We start from the raw sequence: 11,964 nt of genomic DNA, 5'->3' as shown, positions 1-11,964 counted from the left end.
AAACTGGTTATGCTGGTGTCCGGTTTTCCGTCACCGGTTTGTGGGTATCTCCAAACTGGTTGCGCTGGTGCCTGGTTTTCCGTCACCAGTTTGTGGGTATCTCCAAACTGGTGACGCTGGGGTTGGTTTTTCCGTAGCTGGTTTGTGGGTATTCCCAAACTGGCTACGCCGGGGTGTTGCTGGTTTCGCTGCTTGATTGCAGCTCGTCAAGCGTTTCATCGGGGACGCGAATCATCGCCTCCTGCGCCATCACAGCGACGAGCTTGCCGTCGCGCGAATACACTTTCGCCACGGCCAAACCGCGCCCGTGCGCCGCTGTCGGCGTGTCCTGCACATACAAGTGCCATTGATTGATATCGATATCGCGATACCACCACATCGAATGGTCGATGGACGCATACGAAATCCCCGGTGTAGAAATACTCAACCCAGCCCGGCGCAATACCGGCTCCATCATGATCTGGTCGCAGCCGAGCGCCAGCATCGCGCGGTGTATCACCTGCGGCACGTCGACGGTCCCGTCGGCCTTCATCCACACCATTTGACGACCGCTGTCCTGATCGGCGGACTTGTGGTCGGCGCCCAGCATAATGGTCGGCGTCACGTGACGAATATCGAACGGGGATTTACTAGCGTAGAAATCGGCGAATGGCGATCGGTCTGCATACGGCTCCATCAGCTGTTTGGCGCTGGTCAGCCCTTCCGGTCCGGGCACATCGGACGGCATGGGATCTGCGAATTCCACCCCGCGCTGGCCGGTTTGCTGGAAGCTGGCGATGGCGGTGAGGATTGGGCCTTGGGCTTGCGTGACATTCACACGCCTTGATGAGAAAGAATGCCCGTCGCGCAGCGTTTCCACGTCGAACAGCACGTCTTGATGAATGTCGCCTGCGGCGATGAAATACCCGTGGATGGAGTGGGGCAGACGTCCTTCGGGCACCGTTTTCGCAGCGGCGATGACGGACTGCGCAATCACCTGACCGCCATAGACGCGTCCAGTCGGGAAATACAAGCTTTCCCCATTGATGTACGTATGATTTCGATGCGGAGACGGGGTACCCAATTGCAACACCTTGACCAGATGCTTCAGCGGTGTCATCGATTCATTCTGCGTCATAGTCGCTCTTTTCTGCCTGCCCGCCGGCCAGTGCGGTGAGCGCGTATTCGGTCGGCGTCGTGCGCCGCATGGTGTAGTCTAATCCGTTCAACGGAATATCTTCGGATTTCGCAGCGAAAACTGCGCTCGTCAACGAAATCCGCATCCTGCACATGCGCCGATGGTTATCACACAGTACAGCAGGCGCGTATTTCCGATGCGCTTCGACTTGTCCTCATACGTGTAAACGCAGCGTGGCGCCAGATGAACATCCGGTAGCGGCATGATGAATCGGTGAGTGGCGCGATGCTGTTCCGCGGTTCCGTACACAGTGATTCCGTACACCGCGGTTCCGTATAAAAGGGAACCTCCCCATCGGTGTGCCGACAGGGAGGTTCCATATGTATAGCCGCATGCGCAGCAGGACGCAGCGGCGGACGAATCCGCCGAACTGCTAGCGCGTCAGCTTACGGTGCAAACGATGAGGCCGTGCCGCGTCCTCGCCGAGACGCGCGACCTTGTTTTCTTCATACGCCTGGAAGTTGCCTTCGAACCAATACCAATGCGCCGGGTTCTCGTCGGTGCCTTCCCATGCGAGGATATGCGTGGCGATGCGGTCGAGGAACCAGCGGTCATGGGAAATGACCACAGCGCAGCCAGGGAATTCGAGCAGCGCGTTCTCCAGACTTTCCAATGTTTCGACATCAAGGTCGTTGGTCGGCTCGTCGAGCAGCAGCAGATTGCCGCCCTGCTTCAGGGTGAGCGCAAGGTTCAGGCGGTTGCGTTCGCCGCCGGAGAGCATGCTCACGAGCTTTTGCTGGTCGGAACCTTTGAAGCCGAAGCTCGCCACATACGCGCGGGTGGGCACTTCCACGCCGCCGACCTCAATGAAGTCAAGCCCGCCGGAAACCGCTTCCCACAGGTTCTTGTTCGGGTCGAGCCCCGCGCGGTTCTGGTCGACATAGGAGATTTTGACGGTATCGCCGATGGTGAGCTTACCCGACGTAAGCGGCTCCAGCCCGACGATCGTCTTGAACAGGGTGGACTTGCCCACGCCGTTGGGGCCGATGACGCCGACGATGCCGTTGCGCGGCAGCGTGAAGCTCAGGTCGTCGATGAGCACGCGGTCGCCGAAGGCCTTGTGGATATGCTCGGCTTCCAGTACCTGCGAGCCCAGACGCGGCCCCGGCGGAATCTGGATTTCGGAGAAGTCCAGTTTCTTGGAGTTGCGTGCTTCCTCTTCCATCTGGTCGTAGCGTTCCAGACGCGCCTTGTTCTTGGCCTGACGGGCCTTCGGCGAGGAACGCACCCAATCCAGCTCGTTCTTCAGACGCTTGGCGAGCTTGGCGTCTTTGGCGCCTTGGATTTCCATACGCTTGGCTTTCGTCTCCAGATATGTGGAGTAGTTGCCCTTGTACGGATACAGGTGGCCGCGATCGACTTCGCAGATCCACTCGGCCACGTTGTCCATGAAGTAGCGATCGTGGGTGACGGCGATGACGGCGCCCTTGTACTGGTGCAGGAACTGTTCCAGCCACAGGATCGATTCGGCGTCCAAGTGGTTGGTGGGCTCGTCGAGCAGCAGCAGGTCGGGGGCTTCGAGCAGCAGACGGCACAAGGCGACGCGACGACGTTCGCCGCCGGAGCAGACGCTGACCGGAGTGTCGGGGTCGGGGCATTGCAGAGCGTCCATGGCCTGTTCGAGCTGCGAATCCAGATCCCAGCCGTTCGCGGCGTCGATTTCGGTTTGCAGCTTGCCCATTTCCTCCATGAGGGCGTCGAAATCAGCATCCGGATTGGCCATTTCTTCGCCGATTTGGTTGAACCGCTCAACCTTCTGGGCGATCGGGCCGAATGCCATCTTGATGTTTTCGCCGACGGTTTTGTCTTCGTCAAGCGGTGGATCCTGCTGGAGGATGCCTACCGTGTACCCCGGGGTGAGGGTCGCTTCGCCGTTCGAGACCGTGTCGAGTCCGGCCATGATGCGCAGCAACGTGGACTTGCCCATGCCGTTGGGGCCCACCACGCCGATTTTCGCGCCGGGCAGGAAGCTCAGGGTTACGTCGTCGAGGATGACCCGGTCGCCGTAAGCCTTGCGCGCCTTGATCATTTGATAGATAAATTCTGCCAAAGTTGTTCCGTTCTCCTGATGTGCGCCGGGTGGGCGCATATGGAATGTAATCGGTCGCAATAACCCTTCCATTATGGCGTATGCGGTCTACAGCGGGCGGGTCGGTGACGGGTTGCGCAGGTGGGGGTCGTCAGTATCGGCGAGCCGCGCGATTGATGCGTCGCATGGCGGGCGGTTGCGGTCGGTTGTTGTGGTGGGTGGTGGGGTATCGCGTTGTGGTGGGATTGGCTGGTCGTATGGCGGGTTGGTGTGGCGGTCAGTGCGGGGTGGTTGGCGGGTATCTGTCTGTGATGTGGCTGATTGGTTGCATAGTGGGGTGGCTATGGCTGTGGGGCTGGGGTGGTTGGCTGATATCTGCCCGGTGTGCGACGGTTCGGTCGCATCGCGGCAGGGATCCGTGGTGGCACCGCCGCGCGTGGCGCGGTCCCGCAACATATCGCTGGCGTCACCCGTGCGTGGCATGGTCCTGGCGGCCTTCACTGGCGTTCATAATGTGGATATACATATGGACGCCTTGATGACGTCATCGTAGTATCAATCGACGGAAGATTTGACGATACAGGATCGGCACTCGATGAATCGACGGTTGATGGATTGACGAGATGGATCGGCGTCCGATGGATTGACAGACGTCGGATTGACATCCGTTCTGATTGACATCCGTCCGAATTGATCCGACGGGTCGGTATCCGCCCTGATTGACACCTCGGATCGGCACCGGTCTTACCGTGCTTGTCGGATCGGCATCCGCCATCTGATCAACAGCCGCAGGAATAGCACTCGTCAGCTGCGGACACCGGGGAATGCGGCAACGCACGCCATTCGCGTACCGCTGGAACTTACGGAGGTGAGGCACGTCATGATAGCTGGATACTCGATACTCACCTTGTTACTGGTGGCGCTCGCCGGAGTGGGAGCCGGCTTTGTGGGCTACGCCGTGGGCGCTTCGTCGCTGATTTCCTATCCTGCACTGCTGGCATTGGGAGTGCCGCCTGTCATCGCCAACGCGTCGAATACGGTGGGTGTGCTGGGCACGGGATTCGGCGGAGCGCTTGGCGCGCGCAAAGAGTTGCGCGGACTTCATCTCAGAGCCGCGATATACGTATCGATTGGCGTAATCGGCGGCATTCTGGGCGCGCTGCTGTTGCTTGAACTGGACCCGAAAGTCTTCGAATGCGTTGTCCCGCCGTTGATTGCATTGAGCAGCGCTGCGATCGCTCTCAATCCGCGTGGCCGTGCCGAAGCTCGACAGGCAGCCGCGGATGCCCGGGCGCAAGCAGCAGGGCTTGGTCTGGATGACACGGTTGCAAGTACTGACGGACACGCTGCGCGCAACGGACATTCCCGACCGCTTGTGCGCACGCAAACCGAGCCGTTATCCGAAGACCCGTGGTGGGTTTGGCTCGGAGTGTCATGCTGCGCGATATACAGCGGCTATTTCGGTGCCGGCGCAGGCACGCTGGTTCTCGCCGTGCTCGATGCGGCCGGGATCGGCCCGTTCCACCAAGTCAACGCGCTGAAAACCCTGATCGGGTGGGGTGCGAATATGAGCGCTTCTGTGGTGTTTATCGTGCGCGGCGTGGTCGACTGGCCGTTGGCGATTGTGATGTGCCTCGGATGTTTCGCCGGCAGCTATATCGCCCCGCCGGTCACCCGGAAAATCCCCGCCCGCATTATGCGTATCGCCGCGGTCATTGCAGGCATCGCGCTGACTGTCGATCTGGCCATCAAGACGTACTGACCTACTGACACGGGCTTGCTGTTGAGTTGCATGGTTAATTCTCCTGTAATTCAGTCAAAACGTGCTGGTCTAGACACGGGCTTGCTGATTCGGCGGTCTTGCTGATTCTGCCAGCGTTGACCTGCGCGCCATGCCTGCAGTCCATGCCGATTGATCGTCCTGCGCATCACACCCTGCCGACGCGAAGGGACATCTGCGGTTGTGCGATGTTGTGTGAGGATTGACTCACAAACCGGGGGTTGGATTGGGCGTGGTTGTGGCGGTTCGGCTTGTGCGCGTTGGGTTGTGTGAGGATTAGCTCACAAATCGGGAGGTTGAGCATTGGGTGTTGGCGGTTTTGGTCAGGCTGTGTCGTGTTGTGTGAGGATTGGCTCACAAACCGGGTGGTTGCGGGGACTGAAATTGGCGGTTGTGGCCGGGTTGTGACTGGTTGTGTGAGGATTGGCTCACAAACTGGGCTGTGCGGGTTAGCGGGTGCCGATATCGGTCGGGTATAGGCCTCCCATGACTGCGGCGGATGCGCCACAGTCCGGCACCGCCATGCACCAACGCGAGGGGCGGCCGCCTCATTCACCCCCGTGCCCGGCATGCCAACCGTGTCGCCAACTGCACCGCCACCGTGCCGCAAACGCACCGTCACCATGCCGCAACTCCATCGCCACTGTGTCACCAACCGTGCCACCAACTGCGTCACCAAATGCCGCGCGTCGAATTCGATACCTCGCGATAAACTGAAGTGTCTGAATAACGCCGCGGGAGTGCGGCTGGGTCGCGATTGCGACCGACATACGATCGAAAGAACATAGTGACTGATTCCAAATCTTCTCAGCATGCCCACAAGCACGACAACAAGCGGCATGGCAATTCCTTCAAACACCACGGCAAGGGGGAGCACAAGGGCGGCAAGCGTTTCAATCGCCGTGACGGCAAGAATTCCTCCTTCAAGAACCAGAACATCGAGGAAGAACTTCACGAAAGCAAGTACGTCGCTGCAGCAGAGGCCGCGGCGGCCGATTCCGCTGCACACCGCGACGAACCGCCGCGCACCTTCGCCGAGCTCGGAGTTCCGCGCGAACTGGTCGATGCGCTCGAACGTGACGGCAAAACCACGGCGTTCCCCATTCAGGCGGACACGCTGCCGGATTCCCTCGCCGGACGCGATATCCTCGGTCGAGGCCAGACCGGTTCGGGCAAAACCCTCGCGTTCTCCATTCCGTTGATCGCCCGCCTCGCGCAATCCAGCGACACGGATGACGCCATTCGTGATTTCCGCGCCATCAAGGACAGCGGCGACAAGGACGCTCGCAAGAAGGCCATGCTGCCGCATCCGCGCGCACTCGTCCTCGCACCGACCAGAGAGCTGGTCAACCAGATTGATGAGGTCATCCGCCCGCTCGCTGAAGTGTACGGCATGCGTACCGTCACCATCTACGGCGGCGTTCGTCAGGGCCGCCAGGTAGACGGGCTTCGCCGTGGCGCGCAGATTGTCGTCGCCTGCCCTGGACGACTTGAGGATTTGCTCAATCAGAAGCTGCTGACCCTTGAATCCGTGCGTGTCGCCGTGCTTGACGAAGCCGACGAGATGGCGGATATGGGCTTTTTGCCGTCCGTCGAGAAACTCCTCGCGCAAGTCGCTCCGGACGGTCAACGCATGCTGTTCTCCGCGACCCTCGACCACGGTGTCGACAAGCTTGTCGATGAGTTCCTCCACGAGCCGAAGGTCCATGCCGTGGATGCCGCCGACGCCCAAGTCGACACGCTCACCCAGCACGTGTTCAAGGTCACCAAGGACGACAAACCTGAAGTGATTCGTGCGCTCGCCAGCGGCAACAGCAAGCGTATTATCTTCACCCGCACCAAGTATCAGGCCAAGGAGCTCGCTGAAAAGCTGGTCAAGCACGGCATCCCTGCTGTCGATTTGCAGGGCAACCTGTCGCAGAAGCAGCGTGACCATCATCTTGCCGCCTTCGAGCGGGGATTCGTTCGCGTCCTCGTCGCTACGGATGTCGCCGCGCGAGGTATTGACGTCAGCGATGTCGCCTTGGTGATTCAGACCGAGCCGCCGGCTGATCCGAAGTCCTTCCTTCACCGTTCGGGCCGCACCGCGCGTGCCGGCGAGCATGGCGATGTGGTCACGCTGGTGCTGCCGAATCAGCGCCGGTCTTCGCATCGTCTGTTCCGCAACGCCGGCATCGATGCGGAACCGGTTGCGGTCACGCCTGAATCCCCCGAACTGCTTGAACTGGTGGGCGAAACCGCGCCTGTTGTTGAAGGCTGGGATTTGGGTCAGGTCGATTTCGGCGACAAGCACGGCAAAAACGGCAAAAAGAAGGACGGCGGCAAACGCAAGGGCCGCCATGACCGCGACGATAAGGATCGTCGCGACCGTAAGAATCGTCACGACAAGGGCGGAGCACGCGGCAAGGGCCATGCCCCGCACGGGCACAAGGGCGACGACGTCCGTGAAACCTTCGAAGGCTTCAACCAGCCGGGATCCGTTGATTTCACGGCGACCGAGGATTACCGCAATGCCAAGCATCACGGCCATAAGGACGCTGAGCAACGCAAGCACGGCAAGAATCGTTTCGATCGCGGCACCGGGCGTCGTGATTATGACAAGCGTGATTCAGGCCGGTCAGTCGACCGTGATTTCGACCGCTCGTTCCGAGACGACGAGATGCCGCAACGTCATTCCGGTCGTCGTATTTCTTCGTACGATGAGGGCCCACGCAATCGCAAGCAACGCCGTGAACGCGAGTTCGGCGAGCGTTCCGGCGGTTGGCGTCATGGAGGCAAGAAGCATCGCGACGATGTTCGATTCGTCAGCGCGAAGCATGAGAAGAAATCCAAAGCCTCGAAGAAATCAAAGCCCGCGGGGAAGCATAAAACCGGGCATAAGCATACCGGCGGCAGGAAGCATCGCTGAGTGACCAGACGGGCGGGAACGCAGATACGTTTCCCGCCCGTCTTGCGTTACGATGGAACGAGTGCGTGATGAAGGATGGTGGTCATGGACTGGCATGCATCGGTTTATGGGGGACGCGGCGGCAGCGGATACGACACGCCTCGCGATTTCGGCGGTGAATCCGGTTCTTCGTATGGTGCGCGCGACGAGGTTGTTCCTGAATCCAAGCTGAAACGGCGAGGGGGAGCCGCGTATTATCGTGCGTTTGACGTCCTTTCCAGCAACCGGATGCGTGATTTCACATGCACCTATACCGATGACGGCGAAACGCTTCACGCGACGGTCCACAGTACCGAAAACTTCTTGAGTGATTATGATGTCAGCACGCATATTGACGAGAATCGTTCAGATTTCACCGATTCTTCTTGTACCTGCCCTGCGTTCAGCAGATTCGGCGGCATCTGCAAGCATGTGCTGGCGTTGATCATCGCCTACAACGAAGATTCAGATTCGTTCACTGTCACAGGAGGCGGATCACAGCGGAGCGCTCGCCAGCGCCGCACCACGTCGCCGATGCTGGAACGGTTCATGTTCGACGAAGAGCGTCGTCAAGCCGATAACGCGAAAAACAGACAGCTCGACCTGCTCAAACAGGTCAGCGCCGCGGAAAAGAACGGCGGAGTGCTTCCTGCTGTGCAAACCAGCCGTCATCTGCCGATTGGCAGCGTGCATTTGGAGCTTGTGTTCTCGAAATCATTGCGGATATCGGGCGGCACGATCCGTCTCAAACTCACCGTCCCCTCACTCAGACTCGGCTACGTCGTCAGCGGTATTCCCGGATTGCTGAGCGCTGTGCGGGAGCAGGAGTATGTCCAGTATGGGCAGAAACTTGCGTTCGTCCACACTCGCGACACCTTCGATGAACAATCGCGGAAGATGCTTGACATCCTTGATCGCGCGGTGCAGGTCAGGGAAAGTCTCAACGCGAGCATGTACTATCCGGCCACTCGTGTCGCTTCGGGCGGCGGATATCCGGTGGCTGACGACGAATTGGCGGAACTGCTTGGCTTGTTCGTCGATACCGGCGAATCCGTAGGGTTTGTCAGGAGCGGTTCGGCGTTCGCCAACGCGCGCGCTATGCGCGTTGTGGATGCCGACCCTGATTTCGGGCTGCGAATCACCCCGGCTGCCGATGGCGGATACGCGATCACCCACACCGCCAGCGTGATTGCGGTGATTGACGGGCACCCCTCCTCGTATGTCATCGTCGGCTCCGCGATCGGGGCGGACCGTGAATGGTTCTCAGCCAACACGGATGGTCTGCCGATGATTTTCCGGTGTTCGTCGCAATTGGCTCGGCGCAAGCAGCTTGCCATCGCTTTGTGCGGGGAAGATCGCGAAATCGAACAGTATGTGAGTCCCCGGGATCTGAATGTATTCAGCCGAACCGTGCTTCCGCAGTTGACGGTCGGTGCGATTGACGGTGTGCCGGCCGGGCAGGAGTCGGATGATGGGCCGGTGGCCGAATCGAGCGACACTGCAGATTCTGTTGCGACGTCCGCTGATGATTCGAATAGCGAGACGGCGTTTGAGACGCCTCAGCCCGGCAATCCGAATGAGCTTGGGGCATCTGGCATGTCCGGCAGCCCGGCGAATGACTCGGACCGGGACCAGGATCAGCGTCAGCCCCTGCGCGGCTTGATCGTCGATATTCCGGCGAAACTGCTGGCCACCATACAACAGCCGTGCAAGATCGAGTTGTATTTCGACCGCGATCGCGATGGCATCACGTGTGATGCCCAAGCCAGGTATGGCGATCGCCGATTCCACATCTTCAACGGCAACGGCGCGCATGACGGCGTGGTGCGCGACACGGCGACCGAACGGCTCGTGGTGGAAGCGCTGCTGCATTATTTCCCGCGCCCGGACGGTCCGGTCGCACGGTTGGCCGAAGATGATGACGAGGGCATCTACCGCCTGCTGACAGAAGGATTGCCGGTGTTGCGCGGACTGGGAACCGTCTACTCGACACCGGCGTTCGACGGAGTGACATCCATGCCGTCTCCGGTCGTCAAAATCGGATTGTCCATGCGTGCCGATTTGGTGGAAATCTCGCCTATCGCCGATGAAGTCGATCCAAGCGAAGTGTCGCAGCTGCTCAACAGTTACCATCAGCGCAAACGGTTCCATCGCCTGCGTGACGGCAGATTCGTCAACTTGGCGAGTATGGACACTAGCGAACTTGACACCGTTGCCGACGATTTGGGCATAGACCGGGATGAGTTCGCCGATGGAGCCGTGGACGTGCCCGCATTCCAGGCGTTCTATCTTGACGGGCAGGCCGATGATGACGATAAGGACGAGCGGTTCAGCCAGTATGTTGACAACCTCAAGATTATCGATCCGAACCGTTACGAAGTGCCTGACAGCTTGAAATCCGTGCTCCGCCCGTATCAGGTGGAGGGCTTCCGATGGCTCAACGCGGTGTGCGACAAGGGGTTCGGAGGTATTCTGGCGGATGAGATGGGTCTGGGCAAAACCGTGCAGATGCTCGCCATGCTGCTCAGCCGCTTGGATGAATCGCGTGAGCACGGGCCGAATCTGATCGTCTGCCCGGCGTCCCTGGTCTACAACTGGGTTGCGGAAGCGGAGAAATTCACTCCAGAACTCCATGTCGTCGCACTGGCGGGAAGCAAAGATGAGCGTCAGGCGATTCTCGCCAGTGCACGCAATTATGATCTGCTCGTCACGTCATATGATTTGCTGCGGCGTGATATCGATGATTATCGGAATATCACCTTCACGTGTATGGCGTTGGATGAGGCACAATACGTGAAGAATCATGCGACGAAATCCTCGCAGGCGGTTCGCGCGATCCAAGCCAAACACCGGTTCGCGCTGACCGGCACGCCGATCGAGAACCGGCTGTCCGAATTGTGGAGTATCTTCGACTTCCTCATGCCGGGGATGCTCGGCAGTTACAAGCATTTCCGCGGTCGTTTCGAAATGCCGATTCTCAGCGGCGACGCCATTGTGCAGCGCAGGCTTCAGGTGTTCGTAGGTCCGTTTATTTTGCGGCGTCTGAAGAAAGACGTGCTCGGCGACTTGCCTGACAAGATCGAGAATGTCATCACCGTCCAGCTGGAGGGCGAACAACGCAAACTGTATGCTGCGCTTGAGCAGCGATTGCGCGCTTCCATCAACCGGGATGCCGATTTTGATTCCGGTGCCGGAAAAATCAAAGTGCTCGCCCAGTTGACCCGCTTGCGGCAGATTTGCTGTGATCCGCGGCTCGTATACGAGAATGCGGGGAAGAAATCCGCCAAGCTTGACGCCATTGAGGAACTCGTGGAATCCTGCCGTGATGCGGGCCGTAAGATGCTGATCTTCTCGCAGTTCACCAGCTATCTGCATCTGATTGGCAAGCGGTTGCGCAAGAACGACATCGACTATGACGTGATTACCGGCGCGACCCCGAAGAAGAAGCGGCTTGAGCTGGTCAACGAGTTCAACAAGGATGACACTCCGGTGTTCTTGATTTCGCTGAAAGCCGGCAACACCGGTCTCAATCTGACCGGTGCTTGCGTGGTGGTGCATGCTGACCCATGGTGGAATGCGGCTGCGCAGAATCAGGCGACCGATCGCGCGCATCGCATCGGGCAGACGCAGGATGTGAATGTGTATCAGATTGTGGCGAAGGACACGATTGAGGAGCGCATCCTCAACTTGCAGCACACGAAGTCTGATCTTGCGGCGAAATTCGTGGACGATGCCTCGACGACCGGTGGTAGTGCCATCGGCCGGCTCACCAAGGACGATCTGCTCGCGTTGCTTGGGTGAGTTGCCGTGCGGGTGTCTGCCTGGGCGAGCGCTGGCCGAATGGGTGTTACCACGAGGATTGTCCAGGTGCGCGTTTCCCGGGCGGGACGTTGCCAAGGGACTGTCTGAACGGGCGCCGGTCAGCCGGGCGCCGGTTGGGCGGACACTGGCAGGCTGATGTTTTGACTGGTTGGCCGGCAGTTGCCCTCAACTCCGCCTTGCGCCCCAACGGATCAAATTAGTAGCACACGATATACTAGCTTACGATATAC

6 protein-coding genes are annotated in these 11,964 nt (G+C 59.4%); 3 read left to right on the top strand and 3 right to left on the bottom strand.

Annotation, left to right across the window (positions count from 1 at the left end; all coding sequences use genetic code 11):
- Positions 1-163: 163 nt before the first annotated feature.
- The 3 genes from DSM100238_RS02475 to ettA all read right to left on the bottom strand — a co-directional run bounded on the left by DSM100238_RS02475 (position 164) and on the right by ettA (position 3,227).
- Positions 164-1,117: an acyl-CoA thioesterase gene (locus tag DSM100238_RS02475; RefSeq protein ID WP_152355144.1), complete on the bottom strand. Its 954-nt coding sequence runs from the start codon at positions 1,115-1,117 to the stop codon at positions 164-166.
- Positions 1,104-1,250, bottom strand: coding sequence for a hypothetical protein (locus DSM100238_RS09310; RefSeq protein ID WP_167510985.1), 147 nt, complete (start codon positions 1,248-1,250; stop codon positions 1,104-1,106). The genes DSM100238_RS02475 and DSM100238_RS09310 overlap by 14 nt, the downstream gene beginning before the upstream one ends.
- A 300-nt stretch (positions 1,251-1,550) precedes the next feature.
- On the bottom strand, positions 1,551-3,227 hold the full coding sequence (gene ettA, locus DSM100238_RS02470; protein WP_152355143.1) for an energy-dependent translational throttle protein EttA: 1,677 nt from the start codon (positions 3,225-3,227) through the stop codon (positions 1,551-1,553).
- 859 nt (positions 3,228-4,086) lie between these two features.
- Between ettA and DSM100238_RS02465 the strand changes: the two genes are divergently transcribed.
- The 3 genes from DSM100238_RS02465 to DSM100238_RS02455 all read left to right on the top strand — a co-directional run bounded on the left by DSM100238_RS02465 (position 4,087) and on the right by DSM100238_RS02455 (position 11,713).
- A complete protein-coding gene (locus tag DSM100238_RS02465) occupies positions 4,087-4,968 on the top strand; it encodes a sulfite exporter TauE/SafE family protein (RefSeq protein WP_152355142.1) in 882 nt (293 codons plus the stop codon).
- Positions 4,969-5,923: 955 nt separating this feature from the next.
- On the top strand, positions 5,924-7,894 hold the full coding sequence (locus tag DSM100238_RS02460) for a DEAD/DEAH box helicase (RefSeq protein WP_240812309.1): 1,971 nt from the start codon (positions 5,924-5,926) through the stop codon (positions 7,892-7,894).
- 84 nt (positions 7,895-7,978) lie between these two features.
- Complete coding sequence (locus DSM100238_RS02455; RefSeq protein WP_152355140.1) at positions 7,979-11,713, top strand: DEAD/DEAH box helicase; 3,735 nt, start codon at positions 7,979-7,981, stop codon at positions 11,711-11,713.
- The last annotated feature ends 251 nt before the right edge of the window (positions 11,714-11,964 follow it).

It is taken from the genome of Bifidobacterium apri, from assembly GCF_009299485.1.
In the GTDB taxonomy this organism is placed as follows: Bacteria; Actinomycetota; Actinomycetes; order Actinomycetales; family Bifidobacteriaceae; genus Bifidobacterium; species Bifidobacterium apri.
The sequence above is the reverse complement of the archived record's forward strand: the minus strand, read 5'-3'. Positions and strand labels throughout refer to the sequence as shown.